The organism is Candidatus Tisiphia endosymbiont of Metellina segmentata (genome assembly GCF_964030715.1).
Lineage (GTDB): Bacteria > Pseudomonadota > Alphaproteobacteria > Rickettsiales > Rickettsiaceae > Tisiphia.
Genome location: NZ_OZ034919.1, coordinates 1,377,749 through 1,395,373 on the forward strand (window position 1 = coordinate 1,377,749; position 17,625 = coordinate 1,395,373).

14 protein-coding genes are annotated in these 17,625 nt (G+C 33.8%); 2 read left to right on the top strand and 12 right to left on the bottom strand.

Annotated elements, in window-relative coordinates; genetic code table 11:
• Window positions 1-106: 106 nt before the first annotated feature.
• The 10 genes from ettA to AAHM80_RS07210 all read right to left on the bottom strand — a co-directional run bounded on the left by ettA (window position 107) and on the right by AAHM80_RS07210 (window position 9,888).
• Window positions 107-1,774, bottom strand: a complete 1,668-nt coding sequence (ettA, locus tag AAHM80_RS07165) for an energy-dependent translational throttle protein EttA (protein WP_342259743.1) — start codon at window positions 1,772-1,774, stop codon at window positions 107-109.
• Between the two features lie 100 nt (window positions 1,775-1,874).
• Window positions 1,875-2,342 (bottom strand): PD-(D/E)XK nuclease superfamily protein, encoded by a 468-nt coding sequence (locus AAHM80_RS07170; protein WP_341755335.1) that lies wholly within the window; start codon window positions 2,340-2,342, stop codon window positions 1,875-1,877.
• Window positions 2,335-3,237 (bottom strand): DNA adenine methylase, encoded by a 903-nt coding sequence (locus AAHM80_RS07175; protein ID WP_342259744.1) that lies wholly within the window; start codon window positions 3,235-3,237, stop codon window positions 2,335-2,337. The genes AAHM80_RS07170 and AAHM80_RS07175 overlap by 8 nt, the downstream gene beginning before the upstream one ends.
• A gap of 135 nt (window positions 3,238-3,372) precedes the next feature.
• Window positions 3,373-4,023 (bottom strand): fructose-6-phosphate aldolase, encoded by a 651-nt coding sequence (gene fsa, locus AAHM80_RS07180; RefSeq protein WP_341755337.1) that lies wholly within the window; start codon window positions 4,021-4,023, stop codon window positions 3,373-3,375.
• Window positions 4,024-4,896: a ParB/RepB/Spo0J family partition protein gene (locus tag AAHM80_RS07185; RefSeq protein ID WP_342259745.1), complete on the bottom strand. Its 873-nt coding sequence runs from the start codon at window positions 4,894-4,896 to the stop codon at window positions 4,024-4,026. It lies immediately after the preceding gene.
• Window positions 4,893-5,657, bottom strand: a complete 765-nt coding sequence (locus tag AAHM80_RS07190) for a ParA family protein (RefSeq protein WP_342259746.1) — start codon at window positions 5,655-5,657, stop codon at window positions 4,893-4,895. The genes AAHM80_RS07185 and AAHM80_RS07190 overlap by 4 nt, the downstream gene beginning before the upstream one ends.
• A complete protein-coding gene (gene rsmG, locus AAHM80_RS07195; protein WP_342259747.1) occupies window positions 5,632-6,231 on the bottom strand; it encodes a 16S rRNA (guanine(527)-N(7))-methyltransferase RsmG in 600 nt (199 codons plus the stop codon). Before rsmG ends, AAHM80_RS07190 begins: the two co-directional genes overlap by 26 nt.
• Complete coding sequence (gene mnmG / locus AAHM80_RS07200; RefSeq protein WP_341748382.1) at window positions 6,231-8,078, bottom strand: tRNA uridine-5-carboxymethylaminomethyl(34) synthesis enzyme MnmG; 1,848 nt, start codon at window positions 8,076-8,078, stop codon at window positions 6,231-6,233. Before mnmG ends, rsmG begins: the two co-directional genes overlap by 1 nt.
• An 11-nt stretch (window positions 8,079-8,089) precedes the next feature.
• Window positions 8,090-8,512 (bottom strand): nucleoside-diphosphate kinase, encoded by a 423-nt coding sequence (gene ndk, locus AAHM80_RS07205; protein WP_342259748.1) that lies wholly within the window; start codon window positions 8,510-8,512, stop codon window positions 8,090-8,092.
• An 89-nt stretch (window positions 8,513-8,601) separates the two neighbouring features.
• Entirely contained in the window at window positions 8,602-9,888 is a 1,287-nt protein-coding gene (locus tag AAHM80_RS07210; protein WP_342259749.1) for an MFS transporter, read from the bottom strand.
• Window positions 9,889-10,075: 187 nt separating this feature from the next.
• Here AAHM80_RS07210 and AAHM80_RS07215 point away from each other — a divergent pair, with 187 nt between their 5' ends.
• Together AAHM80_RS07215 and AAHM80_RS07220 are read left to right on the top strand one after the other, a co-directional pair.
• A complete protein-coding gene (locus AAHM80_RS07215) occupies window positions 10,076-10,255 on the top strand; it encodes a DUF2706 domain-containing protein (protein WP_341748385.1) in 180 nt (59 codons plus the stop codon).
• 18 nt (window positions 10,256-10,273) lie between these two features.
• Window positions 10,274-11,023: a ComF family protein gene (locus AAHM80_RS07220; RefSeq protein ID WP_342259750.1), complete on the top strand. Its 750-nt coding sequence runs from the start codon at window positions 10,274-10,276 to the stop codon at window positions 11,021-11,023.
• A 16-nt stretch (window positions 11,024-11,039) separates the two neighbouring features.
• On the opposite strand, the gene AAHM80_RS07225 is transcribed toward AAHM80_RS07220, so the two are convergent.
• Both AAHM80_RS07225 and tnpA read right to left on the bottom strand, forming a co-directional pair.
• The gene (locus tag AAHM80_RS07225) at window positions 11,040-16,394 is read right to left on the bottom strand and encodes an autotransporter domain-containing protein (protein ID WP_342259751.1); all 5,355 of its coding nucleotides are present in this window, start codon (window positions 16,392-16,394) and stop codon (window positions 11,040-11,042) included.
• Window positions 16,395-16,575: 181 nt separating this feature from the next.
• Window positions 16,576-17,007: an IS200/IS605 family transposase gene (tnpA, locus tag AAHM80_RS07230; protein WP_342259494.1), complete on the bottom strand. Its 432-nt coding sequence runs from the start codon at window positions 17,005-17,007 to the stop codon at window positions 16,576-16,578.
• Window positions 17,008-17,625 lie beyond the last annotated feature (618 nt).

Consider the following 17,625-nt stretch of genomic DNA (forward strand, 5'->3'; position numbering starts at 1 on the left):
ATTAGCAAATGAAATATTTAACAATCAGGTGTCAAACCGCTTTAAGCCTGATTGTTTACTTTCTCATTCCAATTTCGGATTAATGAAATTAATCCAAAATTGAGGTTTATACTAACTTTTTATGACGATATTTAGGATTAATAATATTTTCACCTGTTGAATTAATCATATAATCATGATAATCTTGGTAATTTCCTTCAAACCACGTAGCATTTCCATCTTTATCAAAAGCAATAATATGTGTTGCTATTCTGTCTAAAAACCAACGATCATGGCTTATTACTAATACACATCCAGCAAAATCTAAAATAGCATCTTCTAAGGCTCGTAATGTGTCAACATCAAGATCATTAGATGGTTCATCAAGTAATATAACGTTAGCTCCCTCTTTTAGTAATTTGGCTATATGTACCCTGTTGCGTTCACCCCCAGAAAGTTGTCCTACTTTCTTTTGTTGGTCGCCACCCCTAAAATTAAAGGCTGCACAATAAGCTCGACTTTTCATTGTTCTAGAACCAAGTTGCAACTCTTCAAGACCTGAGGAAATCTCATCCCACACAGTCTTGTTATCATCTAAATCATCTCTTGATTGATCAACGTAACCAAGTTTAACAGTCTGTCCTAATTTAATAGAGCCGTGATTTGGATCAGTCTTGCCAGTGATAATGTTAAATAAAGTAGATTTACCTGCTCCATTTGGACCTATAATACCAACAATAGCTCCTGGAACAACCTTAAAGCTAAAGTCTGATAACAATACCTTATCACCGTATCTCTTCGCTATATGCTCTGCCTCTATAACTAAATCGCCTAGGCGTGGACCATTAGGTATAATAATTTGTGCAGTGCCGGATCTTTGTTCTTTTTGTTTGGTCAACAAATCCTGATAAGCGGTAATTCTAGCCTTACTTTTTGATTGCCTAGCTTTTGGTGATTGACGTATCCATTCAAGTTCTCTTTTTAATTGTTTACTTCTATCATCTTCTTCTTTATCTTCAAGCTCTAATTTTGCTTGCTTTTGCTCGAGCCAAGCAGTGTAATTAGAATGCCATGGAACACATCTACCACGATCCACCTCTAATATCCAATCCGTTACATTATCAAGAAAATATCGATCATGGGTAATAACTACTACAGTACCTTTATAATTTTTTAAATAATTTTCTAGCCAAGATACCGATTCAGCATCTAAATGGTTTGTTGGTTCATCGAGTAATAACATATCAGGCTTTTCTAGTAAAAGTTTACATAACCCAACTCGTCTTTTTTCTCCACCTGAGATTTTTGTAACATCGGCATCTTTATTTGGACACCTTAATGCAAACATAGCAATCTCTATTTCCCTCTCTAAACTCCAAGCATCACAACTATCTATTTTCTCCTGTAGATCAGCCTGTTTTGCTAGAAGTTCGTTCATTGCATCATCTGACATTTCCTCAGCAAATTTATAGCTTATTTCATTAAATTCATCGATTAAAGCTTTCTTATCACTTAAACTTTCCATAATATTATCAAAAACATTTTGAGTAGGATCAAGATGCGGTTCCTGAGCTAAATAGCCAACTCTAACCCCACTAGCTACAAACGCCTCACCGTCATATTCTTTGTCAATACCTGCCATAATTTTTAAAAGAGTAGATTTACCAGCACCATTTGGACCAATAATACCGATTTTTGCTCCTGGTAAGAAAGACAAATACGTTTCCTTTAAAATTTGTTTACCGTTGATGGTCTTACTTAGACCATTCATAACATAAACATATTGATACGACATAATCCTTAATCCTTTATTTTTGTAATTTATTTGTAGTTTTTAAATAGTTAATAGAACAAATTAACCTTAACTCTTTAAGGAAGCTATATACATATACAACCTAAATATTTTGTTTATTTGCCCAAGTTGTAAATTCAGACATACTAAAAACACCTTTTAAGTTTCCATAAACTTGATCTTTTAACCATTGTAAAGCACCTTTTTTGTAACCATCTCCATCTATAATGATAATAACATTATAAACACTTTGTTTTCTAACATTTAATATTGTATAAGGGTATTTTTCATCTGCAGAACCGCCTGATTGTTGCCACTTAGATTCAATAACAAGACAATTAGAATGTTTTATAGGATGATATAGAATAAAATCGCATTGCCAAGCGGTATTATAGATAGTTTCTCCTAAATTAAATTGTCTAGTATAGATTGGTTGTGCTAATACTTGTGAAGCAATAAATCTAGTCTTGGGAACAAAAACGTAACCTTCCCTAACAAGACGATTATTTATAAATACCTCAAGTTCATTCCCTGTTTTATTTGCAATTGATCCACCTTGTATTTTATCCATAATTTCTAATCAAAACTTCTTCTGTATTTTTTCTTTCATTAGCTTTACAATTGATAGCACGTGGTGCTTCGATAATCTCTATATAAAAATCTTTATACAGATGCTTTATAAACTGAATATTAGAATTTGAAAGCATAAAATATATACCTTTATCGTTTAATTCTTTACATTTTTGATAAAGTTTTATCTGATCTGTTTCTGTAAAATCAAGTTTTGTATATTTAGTAAACGATGTATTATTTATAGGATGATAAGGAGGATCAATATAAACAAAATCACCTGTATTTGGAGAAATCTTACTGAAATCTTGATATTTTATATCAACATTTTGTAATAATTTACTACAAGCTAGTATATTTGTCTCATCAACTATTGCTGGATTTTTGTATTTCCCCATAGGCACATTAAACTCACCTTTGTTATTAACTCTATACAAACCATTATAACAGGTTTTATTAAGATATATAAAACGTCCAGCAACTTCTATGTCATTATCATTAATAAATTGTTTCCGGATTTTATAGTAATATTCTTCACAATGATTGACTTTATGTTTTGCCAATAGCTTTATCAATTCTTGAGGTTTATTTTTAATCACGGCATATGTAATAACTAAATCTAGGTTTACGTCTGATATAGTCGCACCAAATGGGGCAAGAGCAAACAACAGTGCTCCTCCTCCTATAAATGGTTCATAATAGCTTTTATAAGTTTGCGGTGTTCTTGAGGATAACTCTTTTATTAAACTTCTTTTTCCACCTACCCATTTTACAAATGGTTTTGCTTTATCGTCATTTTCAATTATTATGTCATCATTTTTTAGCACACTTTTTCCTATCCTTGATAAAGCTTCATTAAACGATATTCTTAAATTGTTTACTGATTCAATTTGCATAATAATTTACCAAAATTTCATATGCCAAATATCTTTCGACATTACAAGAATGTTATTAAACATACCACCTATTTTCTGATTCCTCTTTCACCTGTTGTTACCTGAAATAAGCAGTATCTAATTCTTTTTTAATAATTAAATTTTTAATCCAGATTTATCCCAATCTTTATTAAAAATCTCTAAACCGAAGTCTGTTAGTGGATGATCTAATAATTGCTTGATAATTTTACTAGACATTGTAGCAACATCAGCCCCATACATACTAGCTTGATAAACATGGTTAGGGTTTCTTATAGATGCAGCAAGGATTTTTGTTTGATACTGATAATTATCATATACTTGTCTTATATCACTTATTAAACTAATACCATTTTGACCTATATCATCAAGTCTACCGATAAAAGGCGATATATAATATGCTCCGGCTTTTGCAGCGATAAGAGCCTGATTCACAGAAAAGCATAAGGTCATGTTCACTTTTTTTTCTTTATTTGCAAAATATTGGCACGCCTTAATACCATTCCATGTCATAGGTAATTTAATAACAATATTGCTGGATATTTCTAAAATTTTATTTCCTTGACTAATCATAGTATCAACATCATTTGCAACCACTTCAACACTAACATCGGAAGTTATTATCTTACATATTTCTGCAATAGTTGAGACAAAATCATCTTTTGTCTTAGACATTAAGGAAGGATTAGTAGTTATACCATCAATTATACCTAATTGATTAATTTCATCAATTTCTTTAATATCGGCACTATCTAAAAAAATTTGCATTTAATTTAACCTAGACAAAATTGAATCAAGTTCTTCTAAATTACTATAGTGAAATATTAATTTTCCACCAATTGGGTAGTCTTCAATAGTTACTTTTATATTAAATCTTTCTGACAATGATTTAGCTAATAATTGTAGATCATTCTCTTTACTATTTTCTTTTAGAAATCTTTTCCCTACATGTCTATCATGTTCTGGGATTTTTGTATATTCATTTTTAGACCAATTTTTTACTATATCTTCAGTTTGTCGAACGCTTAAATCATTTTCAATAATATGGTTAGCTATTACCTCGGCCTGCTGATGATTAATTAGGCATCTTGCATGTCCCATAGTTAAAAGCCCTTCATTTATTTTATCTTTGATAGATTGTGGTAATTGATTTAGTCTTAATAAATTAGCTACATGACTACGACTCTTGCTAAGTTTTTCTGCTAATTTCTCTTGTGTATAACCAAACTCTTTTATTAACCGCTCAAATCCTTCTGATTCTTCTATAACAGATAATTCCTCTCTTTGAATATTTTCAATTAGTGCTATCTCTATAATTTCTTTATCCCCTATATCTTTTACAATAGCAGGAATATCGCTAAGCTTAGCTATCTTACAAGCACGCCAACGTCTCTCACCAGCTATAATTTTATATTTTCCATCACTGGTTGAATTAACAATGATCGGTTGCAATAAACCATTATTACTTATGGAGTCAGCTAATTCTTTTATTTTATCATATTCAAATTTTTTCCTTGGTTGATTATTCCTAGCTTCAATTTTATCAATATCTATAATTTTTACTAACTCATCTTTTTCTACAGTAAAAACCTCTTCTCCAAGCAAAGCCGATAACCCTTTGCCTAAACCTTTGTTTTTCATATATTTCTACCTAAAATCTCTTTTGTAAGTTCTATATAAGCAATAGAGCCAGTACATTTATGATCATAAATAATTGCTGGCTGGCCGTAAGATGGTGCCTCAGATAGTTTTACATTCCGTGGAATAACTGTCTTAAATACCAATCTTCCTAAGCATTTTCTAACATCATCCTCTACTTGCTCAGTTAATCGATTACGCTTATCATACATAGTAAATAAAATACCGGCAATTTTTATTTTTGGATTTAAATTCTTTTCTATAATTTCAATTGTTTTTAGTAAATGACTTAATCCTTCTAATGAATAAAAATCACACTGCATAGGGATTAATACATAATCACAAGCTACTAACGCATTAACTGTTAGTAGGTTAAGAGCAGGAGGACAATCTATAATAATATAATCATATTTACTGACCAACTTATTTAACAAATCCGATAATAAATATTCACGCTTTTTTATACTTAATAAATCCGATTCAGCACCGGATAAATTAGTGTTAGCTGTAATTAATTGTAAATTTGGAATATTCGTTTGTATTATGGCTTCTTCAATCGTTCTTAAACCAATTAATACCTGATAAATAGTAACTTTTCTATCTTGTTGGTTTATACCAAAACCAGTACTACTATTTCCTTGAGGATCTAAATCTATAACCAAGATTTTTTTATCCATTACAGATAAAGCTGTCGATAAATTTACAGTAGTTGTAGTTTTAGCAACTCCACCTTTTTGATTAACTATCGCAACTATTTTTGTCATATATGTTACTAATTTCTAGAATCTTACTATTATCAGAAGTCTCACTATCATACATAGAATGACAAAAAGACCATCTCTTTTTAGCAATTTCAATTTCTTTTTGATATTGCTCACCTTTAAATAATAAATACTTATTTCTTACATTAATATGTTGGGTATAAACAAATATTTTCTCTAACTGAGCACAGGCTCTAGAAGTTAATATATCACAATCTAATTTAACATTTTCTATTCGTTGATTAACCACATTGACTTTATTAGTAGAAATTTTAGAAGCTTGCAATAAAAAAATAGATTTTCTTACATCAGATTCTACTAAAGTAACATTTTTTATTCCAGCAATAGACAAAACTATCCCTGGAAATCCACCACCCGAACCAACATCTATTAAATGAATATTTTGGTTATTTATATACTTCATTAGCTGTAAAGAATCTAAAATATGTCTTACCCAAAACTCACGCTCGGTATTACAAGAAACGAGATTAATAGTTTTATTCCATTTTAATGTCAATGATTGATACTTCTTAAGGGCATCTAATATTTCACGTGGAACATTACGACAGTCATACATTAATGTTTATATCTTGTTTTTATATAAATTATAATTGCTATTAAAGCAGCTGGAGTAACTCCAGATATTCTTCTAGCTGCACCAATAGTCGCCGGTTTATGATAATGGAGCTTTTCTCTTACTTCTGTAGACAAGCTTGGTATTTTAAAGTAATCAATATTCTCATCTAATAATTCCAACTCTTCTTCTTTAAATAATTGAATATCTGCATTTTGTCTAATCAAATAAGAAGAATATCTTGATTCAATACAAAGATAATGAAGGATTTTTTTATTTAATGAAATAAGTTCTGGGAATATCTCTATTGTTTTATCAACACCAAAATTTGGTAGTCCTAGTAAATCAAAGGCTGTTTTATATGAACCATCTTGTGCAATAGACACACCCAAGTTAGCTAACTTAGTGGTTGTTAAAGAAATAGTTTTTACAATATTTTCTACCTTATGAATATCGTCACATTTCTTACTAAAAATCTCTTTGCGTAAATTGGATATAACACCAATATCTATGGCCATTTGAGTTAGCCTTAAATCTGCATTATCAGCCCTAACAGAAAGTCTATATTCAGATCTGGAAGTGAACATTCTATAAGGCTCCACTGTACCAAGGGTAATTAAATCATCAATCATAACACCAATATAAGCATCTGCTCTGGTCAAAATAAAATCTGATTGATTTTTTATCGATAAGGCTGCATTAATGCCAGCCATAATTCCTTGCCCCGCAGCTTCTTCATAGCCAGTGGTGCCATTAATTTGACCGGCAAAATACAAACCTTTAATTTTTTTTGTTTCTAACGTTACTTTTAATTCTCTTGGATCGACATAATCATATTCTATTGCATATCCTGGTTTTAACATAGTGGCATTTTTAAGACCAGGAATTGTTTTTAGCAATGCTAATTGTATATCTTCAGGCAACGATGTAGATATACCATTTGGGTATATAGTATGGTCGTCCAAGCCTTCAGGTTCTAAAAATATTTGATGACTTGCTTTAGAGAATCTAGTAACCTTATCCTCGATGGATGGACAATATCTTGGTCCTATACCCTTGATTTGTCCAGAATACATAGCTGATTTATCTAAATTATTCCTAATAATTTCGTGGGTTTGTTCAGTTGTTCTAGTAACGAAACAATTTATTTGCTTTATCTTAACAGAATTTGTAAGTTCGGAGAAAGGACGTGGCACGGTATCTCCAGCCTGCACTTCTACTTCGTTATAATCAATTGTTCTTCCATCTATTCTTGGAGGGGTACCAGTTTTTAACCTGCCAAGAGAAAAACCAAAAGATTTTAAAGTGTTAGATAAACCGTATGACGGCTTTTCACCTATTCTACCAGATGGGATTTTTTTAGTTCCTATGTGAATGAGCCCGGATAAAAATGTACCTGTAGTTAACACAACTTTTTGACACTCAATACACGTACCATTATCTAAGGTTAATGCCTTTACTCTAGAGTCGTGGACTTCAATATTTTCTACAGACGCACATAAAATTGTCAAATTTGGGTGATTTATCAAGACATTATGCATAGCTTTTTTATAAAGTTTTCTATCAGCTTGAGCTCTTGGTCCCCAAACTGCTGGTCCTTTACTTTCATTGAGCATTTTATAATGGATACCGGCTTGGTCTATAATTTTACCCATGAGTCCGTCAAGTGCATCTATTTCTTTTACTAAAGTGCCTTTTGCTACCCCACCTATTGCAGGATTGCAAGACATTTCACCAAGATTATCTAATTTTAGAGTAATTAAAAGAGTATCTACACCTAAACGCGCAGAAGCCGAAGCTGCCTCGCAACCAGCATGACCACCACCAATAACTACAACACTATATCTCATATAGACTATAATTAGTCTACAATTTCTTTTTCAGTAAAAAATAATTTCACTTCTCTTTCTGCACTTTCTAAACTATCAGAACCATGGATACTATTAGCCTCAATATTCTCTGCAAAATCTTTTCGAATTGTGCCTAGTTCAGCATCATTTGGATTAGTAGCTCCCATTATTCTACGATTTTTTAAAACAGCGTTTTCCCCTTTAAGCACCTGCAAGACGACTGGACCAGAAATGATATATTCCACTAAACTATTAAAAAATGCCTTTGACCTATGTTCTGCATAGAAATTTTCTGCTTGATCTCTAGTTAAAATAGTCATTCTTTGAGCTACTATTTTTAGTCCAGTATTTTCTAAGTAAGAAATAATTTTACCAATTAGATTTCTTTTCGTAGCATCTGGCTTAATCATTGAAAATGTATATTCTTGAGTCACAGTAAACCTTTATTAATTTATTGTTAATATTTATATAAATTTATATATTTTTGGCAAGCAAATTCTGATAGCATGGTTAAAGTGGTACTTTATGCAATTTTTCTAGAACTATAATTCCAAGTTAAGGAAAAAAGTATTGCCCCCAAGAAAGCAGACAAGATAAAGAATAAAAAAACACCATTCCAACCTAAATTATCAGAAATCCAACCAACACATACCCCAGCCAATGCAGCACCAAGATAACCAAATAAGCCTGAAAGACCATTAGCTGTACCAACTGCTTGTTTATTAGTAAAATCTGCTGTAGCAACACCTATTAAGACTTGCGGTCCAGATACAAAAAAACCAGCCAAAGCAAGAATAATCATGCTAAATATTTCATACTCGTTTGGTATTTGCCAAAATAAAATAAGAGTAAAAGCCAAAACAAACATAAATACTGAACCAACTGGACCACGTCGTCCTTGAAATAGATTGTCTGACATCCATCCAGCAACAACACCACCAATTAAACCTAAAATATCATAAGAAGCAACTTGTAGACCAGCTTGAGCAATAGTAACGTTTTTTAGTTCACGTAAAAATACGGGTGCCCAAAAAATTACACCTGACCGTACAATATAAACAAACATATTAGCAAAACACACATACCACACTAACTTATTACAAAATACAATTTTTATTAGTTGACGCGTTAATAAATTATCACCATTGTTTCCAAGAGATATATCACATTCTTTATACTCTTCTACTATGGGCAAATTAACCTCATTGGGAGAATTACGTAATCTATTAAATAAAAATAACGATATTAATAATGCCACTATTCCAGGAATTATAAATGCTGCTTTCCAACCATAAACGTCTATTAAATAGCCACACACTATCATAGTAGTTGCTCCGCCAATTTGATTAGAAGTAGCCCCTAAAGACCATTTCATTCCTAATTCCTTAGAAGCGTACCAATAAGTCAACATACGTGTTGCAGGCGGCCACCCCATGGATTGAAACCAATTATTCAGAATCCATAAAAGACCCAGTAAGGTTATACTAGAAGCAAAACCCGATAACAATGTTATGATGCCTACAAGGGCAAGACCAACCACCATAAATATACGAGCATTTGATCTATCGCTAAAGAATCCATTACACAACTTTCCTACACCATAAACTATAGAAGAGGCTGTTAAAATCCAGCCAAGTTGAGTTTTTGTTACCTCAAAATGATCCATTAAAGCAGGCATTGCAATATTAAAATTCTGACGACAAAATATGAATGTTGAATAACCAATAATTATTGAATATAAAATTCTAATACGCCAGCTATTATACTTTCTAGCATAAGGAGGTCTTTCTTTGAAGGATGTACTTATCATCGTTTCCTTAGGTTATTACTTGCAAACATTTGAAGAGAGTATATATGCTTGTCAGGAAAAATGCCACAAGCTATTATGTATTTTGTATCTAAGATTTATTTTTTATCAAATGTACTTGAGATTTATTGCGAACTAGGTTAACCTCCTATAGAATCTAAGACAATAAAATTAATTCCAAACGACAATTATGACAAAATTATTAAGATTTTCTCTGTTTTTTGTTATACTCTTGCAATTATTATCATGCACTCCTGGTCCTCCTTACGAGATTAAAAGCCCTTGTGTGTCTGTTGAATCAACAGATTCTTCGAGTAGTGGCAACCCATGTGTTCGTAGACCGGTAAACTTAACTAGAGATATTGCCTAAAGGTTTGCTTTTATAGTAATGTACAAAATTAGTAGATTTTATAATTACCTAGTAGATTATATCTTGCCAGCAAGATGTTTGTCTTGTGCTGAAATGACTTCCACTAAAGAGGGATTTTGTCTAAATTGTTGGAAGAAATTTGACTTTATTACAAAACCTTACTGCAATATTTGTGGTTGTAGATTAGATATATCAATTTTAGATGATATGTGTTGTGCAAAATGCTTTCAATATAAACCACATTATAACATATCCCGTAGTTTAATTAAATTTAACGAGCATAGCAAGAAAATAATTCATGCTTTTAAATATCAAGACAAAACCATTCTTTCCAAAACTTTCAGCAAATTACTTTATATACAATATCACAGCGAATTTCAAGATATTGACCTGATTATTCCAGTTCCAATGAATAGATTCAAAAGATTGTTTAGAATGTATAATCCTGCTTTGATTATGGCTCAAGAAATCAGCAGACTACTAAAAAAACCGGTAAGTCCTGACGTATTAATTAAGTCAAGATGGACCAAATCCCAAACTTTTTTATCTAAAAAAGAACGAGAAAAAAACTTATCAAATAGCCTTATATTCAATAAAAAATATCAAATTATAGACCAAAAAATATTATTAGTAGATGATGTATTAACCACTGGCACTACCATTAACAAATGTGCTAAAATCTTAAAGGATTCCGGGGCTAAGAGTGTTTATGTTAATGACAATTGCCATGACATAAATACTCTTATATCCCCATTTTACACTCATTAAATTGAGGATAAGCTACTTAAAAATTCACTTTAACCTTCAAACTACCTTGGTGACCAATATATTTGCTGGCAATGTTAACATTATAGATAATACCACATTCCATCATATTATATTTCGCAGTGAAACCAGTGCCAACAGTGAAGAAGGTCTTAACAGGTTTAACTGATTTAGTCGGTAATGGTTCATTTATCCCATCTAACCTTGCATCAATAATTGGTGCTTTTCCTTTGAAGTCATGATTAACGTAACCATGCAATTCTGGTATTAACAGTACTTTGTTAGCCTTCAGGGTTGCTGCAGTTCTTAACCCCAAAATACCTTCAAATTTATTGTACGACCTTTTCTTAACAACTAGGTTTTGGAATTTTGTACCAGTTTCCGTATAGCCAGCATCCTTAAATTGCGAATATCTGAACCCAATTGTTGGGGTAATCATTAACTTTTCAGAAGCTATATAATTATACCCTGTAAGTAATTGACCACTATAAGAGATAGATTTATACTTAGCAGCAGCAGTCTCTAGAGCAGTAACATTTCTTTTCACATTCGTTGCAATTAGGCGTCCTTCTGAGTTCCTAACCCTAGTTATACCATATGATGCTATAGCTTCAGTAAACCAATTATTGGTAAGATTATATAAACTATATAAGGAGAAGATATTAGTCTTACCATTAGTTTTATCACCAAATTTCTTATCCTGATGAGACATTTGTGTGTTAATTCGGCTATAAGCTGCACCAAGTAGCAGATTATCATTTACTAAACCATCAAATCCAACTATTCCACCAGCTGATTTCGCTTTATAACCACTAACTCCTTTATACGTTTCTTGGCAAGCAGTACCATAGAATGGACTACCCCATACTCCATACCTTAGCGTATCATCATCACCAGAGCCTACAGCTGATGCAGCATTTTGCATAGGTACTGAATTTCCCATCCTTGTTGCAGTAATTTGGGTACCAGCTTGAGCCATCAATCCTCTAATTATTTCAGATGTTGGATTTCTTGCAAGGCTCTCTCCTATTGGATTTTCATTACCAGGCAATATTCTATCCATCGCTTGAAGGGCATGCTCTCTATCCATCAAACCTATATTGTTCCTGAACTTACCAGCAGAACTATTACGAGGTACATTATTCAATTGTCTATAAAATTCCCGTTCTTCCTGTGATAGGGATGTATCAGCAATTTCTTTAGCTATAACTTCCTTAGAAATGTCAGTTATATACAGTTTTAGATCACTAGAATCCATGGACCACTGTATAAAACGGTTTTGTTCACCAGTTGGGTCAAGCTTAATTTTACTGTTATCAATTGCAACAAGACCATTACCATTAACTGACGAAATCACAACATACTTAGCACCCCCCTCAGGAATTTTGTTAATATCAGTCTGAGCTTTCACTTTTATAATCAGCTCGTCTGCTTTCGATAAATCCAATTTACTACCTGTCTGAACCTCTATATTACCACCTGCTCCGCTTGATGTGTAGGCAGTAACTAGTTTTATCTTTCCTGTCAGCTGTGCCTGACCAGTATATTTTAATTGATTATCTGCAAGATCTACGGTTAAATCTTTAGCTGCTAAATTACCAGTTATAGAGGCTGTTTTAGGTAATATAATTATCTTAGCTTGATCTGCTTTAATATTAGCAAAGCTGATATTTTGTTCTAATATTACAAACTTATCTGCAGCAAAATTTACTTCTTTCCCATTAGCAGTTTGTTTAAACCAAACATTATCGGTAAACGTTACCTTACCACCAGTAATTTTGGCATCAACCAGTACTGCCTTATCAAATTTTGCAATACCTTCATTTTTTATTTCATCCGAACCAATTTGTGTACTATAGGCAAAACTTTTCAATGATCTTGATATGCTAGCTCCATCTACAGTGGAGTTTGGCACAGATATAGTTCTGTTTATAGTACCAGCAAAAGTTGCAGTCTTATCACTAGCAATGGTTATTTGCTTAGAATAAACATCACCTCTTACCGTAGCATTCTTAGCAAAGGTTACATCAGACAATCTTAATTTATCTGTTCCAAGGTTATAAGCAAAGCTTCTATCCAAGTTGAAAATTACTTTACCAGTATTATTAGTTTTAGTTGATACATCGGAATAGACACCACTATTAATAGTAATTTTATGATCACCCAGTAATTTAATAGATTTTAACCTGTTATTCTCTGACCCAATATCTTGTATTCCAGTGGTAAAATCTGCAGCTAATGCAAGAGTATGAACATTATTACCATTAGTCCTAATACCACCTACAGTACTTGTCCCTTCTAACGTTAAAGTTGCCTCTTTACTAGCATTAGAGAAGTTAATATAATTCGCTGAAACTGCTTGGGTAATCTTTACATCTGCTCCCGCTATGTCTAAAGTATCTACTGCATTAGTAGCACCTATTGCACTATTAACGATTATAGTTTCAGCATTACTAAATTGAACTGTACCTTGGTCAGCTGCATATCCCTTAATATTACGAGTTGTCACGCTGTTAGCAAACTTAGCAGTTGCCCCCTTAGATATTATGATGTCCTGATCATTAGCAGTTTGAACTTTGTCGCCAAAGACGGTAGTACCTTGGACTTGTATACTACCAACAGGACTTGTTGCCGTTCCAACTACACCAGTAACTCTATTGTTGCCTTCGAATATTAAACCAACTGCATTTCCTCCTGTTGAGTTAATAGAACCTGTTAAATTAAAGTTATTAGCAAAAGTTAAATTACCAACACCATTACCTTGAATTTCAGTAATAGTATGATTGCCACCTACTAATCTTACATCACCTACCCCAGCTTTTAACATCTTTAAGTTAGTGATCAAGCTTGTTACTGCACCAATTCCTAGGAATTCTAATGTTCCATTAACACCGCCAGTACTAGTTACACTACCAGTGATGGTCTTACCAGCTTTCAACTTAACTGTACCATCATGATTTTGGAAATCTACATTACCTATAATATCACCAACGGTAAGTACAGTATTTGTAGCAAATAAAATATTGCTATTAACATTACCCAATGTTAGTTCATTTACATTTAATTCCATATTTTTACTATTAATGGTAATCTGCAGAGTGTCAAATTTACCAGCACCAGAAAAAATTACCTTTTTTAGGTTATTACCACCAGTACCTAAAGATGTAGCTGCTCCAGCAATTGTCAATGTTGTTCCATCTACAACAGAATAAAGTTCAACTATACCCTTACCATCAACACTAGCACCTGGATCTAAATTATTTACTAAAGTTATTGTTCTATCTACAGCAGCACTATTCTTTAAGGTTAACTGAGCATCTGCATGGTCAAAAGTAATCTGATTAGCCTTAGTAGCATTTAAACGAAAATTACCGTGTACTGCATCAAGTATATAATTTGCTGGACCGGCAGGTGTAGGCACATCAGCAGACGCTGCTCCAATATGAATATTGGCAATCTTTGCAGAGGTAGTACTTTTATCGGTAAATGTTGCCCCATTAATAATGTTCAACGTATTCGCATTCTTGACATTAAGCTTATTAGCAGCATCTCCTACGATGGTAACTTGACGAGAAATACGCAATTCACCTAGCTTATTACCAACAATACCAAGGGTTTCTACACCGGTTGCAGATTGCACAGTTAAAGTGCGAGTGTCATCACCATCTAGCCACACGATTCCTCCATCAGCAGGCAAAAAACCACCATGACCATCAGAAACTCCTCCTGATAAGTTAGCATAAAAGGTTACAGTACTATCATGTCCCCTTGTAAATAAGCTCAACGTCGAACCTGCATGCATAAAATTAATATTTGTACCATCAAGAAGATTAACATTAGCAGCTGGGACATTTATTGCTAGAGCTTTAGCATTTCTCCCAACCATACCTATATTTATGGTATCAATCTCCCCAATTTCCATATTGTTAGCTATGAGCATGCTAGTATTAACATTTAAAGTACCATTATTACCACCTTGTATTGTTGAGTTGAAAAGACGAGGTATTATTTCCCCTGCAGGACCATCAGCACCGTTAAATTCTAATATTCCACCAACATTAAAATCAACTTCTCCTACAAAACTACCACCAATTTGTACAGTATTAGCACCACCAAAGCGAAGTGTATCAGTGTAGACATTTTTTCTTAATATAACATCCTTACCAGCTCTATTAATATTAATTCGGGAAATAAGCCTATTAAGAGCAGGATTAGCATTAATAGCACCAATATCCTCAGTTACTTCACCATCTCCATCAAAGGTTAATATTCCTTCACCACCACCTTGCGTAGTGATACTACCATCGATTGTCTTGCCATCTGCTAGCTTAATTGTACCATCATAACCTTTGAAATGCACATTACCAGTAATACCTTCATGGGCATGTAACGTAGCAACTTCATTAAAAGTAAAAGTCTGAGCCTTAGCTGCTTGCCGTAAGTGTACATCACCAGCTCCATTGAAATTAACCTCTGCTAAAGCATTAGTAGCACCAATAGTCCCGGTTACCCCACCAGCTCCTTTGAAGGTTAATGTACCCTTATTAGCCACAGCATTAGTGTTCAATACAGCACCATTGATTGTCGTACCAGCTGCTAGGTTAAGTACAGAAGCTACATCGGTAAGGTTAGTATTAGTAGCCCAAACATTACCGCCTAAAGTAACTGCTTCTGCACCGATATTTACGGCTGCTAAAGAAGCACCATTAGCACCAATCTGCCCAACTGTACCACCTGTTATGAAGGTTAATACGCCCTGCTGATGTACACCAGCCGAGACACTGCCGACAACTATATCCCCCCCACCATCAGAATGAACTACAAGAGTTGAGCCTGCACCACCAAGCTCTACATTACCCAAGCCGGTGTAGGTATTGGGGTATGCATTGAAGCCATGCTTAGCTGCAACGGCTGCAGTACCAGTTAAAGTTAAGGTGTGACCAGCTTCTATCTTTATAGGTAAAGTACCAGCAACACCAACATTACGCACTATAGAACCGATTGATAGATTTTGACTAACTGTAAGATCGCCGGGCTGATGATCAGCTATGTTGATAGCTGTAATAATAGCACCTACGTGGTTAGCATCAAGTGTATGATTAGCACCATAGGTAATTGCTAATTCTGGATCAGGACCACCCCACACAGCCTGTACATTATATCCTACTCCTGTAGGTCGACCGTATTGAGTAATTCCATCCCAATTCGGATTACCAGCACCATCCGTCAAAGCCGCATTGTTGTTTATAATTACAGCACCACGATCCACACCAGCCCCGCCAAATGCCACACCACTACTGCCTAGGCTAGCTACAACCGAGGCGATTGCACTACTAGCCAGTAAATATTTAAAGATTTTTTGTTTTTTTGCCATCATTTTACCATTCTATAATTTAAAAAATATAATTCATTTCTATATCCCTGCCATCATTATGTCACCCCTATCTCTCTTAACGATGTCACCCCCTGCATAGCACAACTGTTGAAAGTCAGAACGCCCTCGCAAAGCGAGGGGCTTGACGGTTATGAGCAGCCCAAAGGGCTGCCATTGTTAATTAAAATTCTCCTGATTCGTCAGAGCCTAAACTATCAAGTTGCTCTTGATTCTTAATGTAGTGTTTGATCTGATTCTCTTCAAATCCTACAGTTGAGACCGCATAACCTCTAGCCCACAACTTTTCTCCATTAAAATTACGTTTTCGTCCACCAAACTGCCTAGCAACGGCTATAGCACTTTTCCCCTTGATATAGCCTATTACTTCAGCTACAGAATATTTAGGAGGAATCTTGATGAGCATATGCACATGATCTTGTACCATATGCCCCTCTATGATCTTTCTCCCACGTTGAAAAGCTAACTCATGGAATACGTTCCCAAGATATTTTCTAACCTTCCCGTACAATTCTTTTTTACGACACTTTGAAATAAACACAATATGATATTTGCAATCCCATTTAGAATGATTTAAACTTTCATATGTTGTCATATATTTTCTCCTTTGACCGTCAAGCCAAAGAAGTTATATATGATAACTTTTTATTTTATACTAAATCTAAAGGCCAAGCCTTGATGGTCTCACTAGTCAAACTAGTGGCTTACCTATCATTGAGTTAAAAAGTCGTCTATTAGCGAGCGAACGTACGTACGTGAGCGTGGCAATCCATGAAGCTTGTCATAATAGATTGCTTCGTCGACCTACGGTCTCCTCGCTAATAGACGGTTTAAGCCTTACAACAGCACTTCGCAGACGATTTTTTAACTTTCAACACTTGTGCTATGCATAGGTAGCGGTCTAAAATAACTTAACTCAACCTGATCTTGGTCATTTTTTTATATCCCCTACCTACGCAGGGATTGACATCAAACTGAGGTTAATACTTAAGTATCATCCCGAATGGGGAGAGTATCTTTGGTTCAAACTTCACCAATCTTATCAGATACTTAGCACATTCTGTGACTCTGCACAAGAACTTTTCTGTTGATTTTACACTAAAGTTACAAAAGGACAACCACAAAAAAACTCTTTCATTTAACTATCATACTAGTTGATTATATTTGAAAATTACCATAAAGCCTTATATCTAACAAATTGTAGCACAAATAA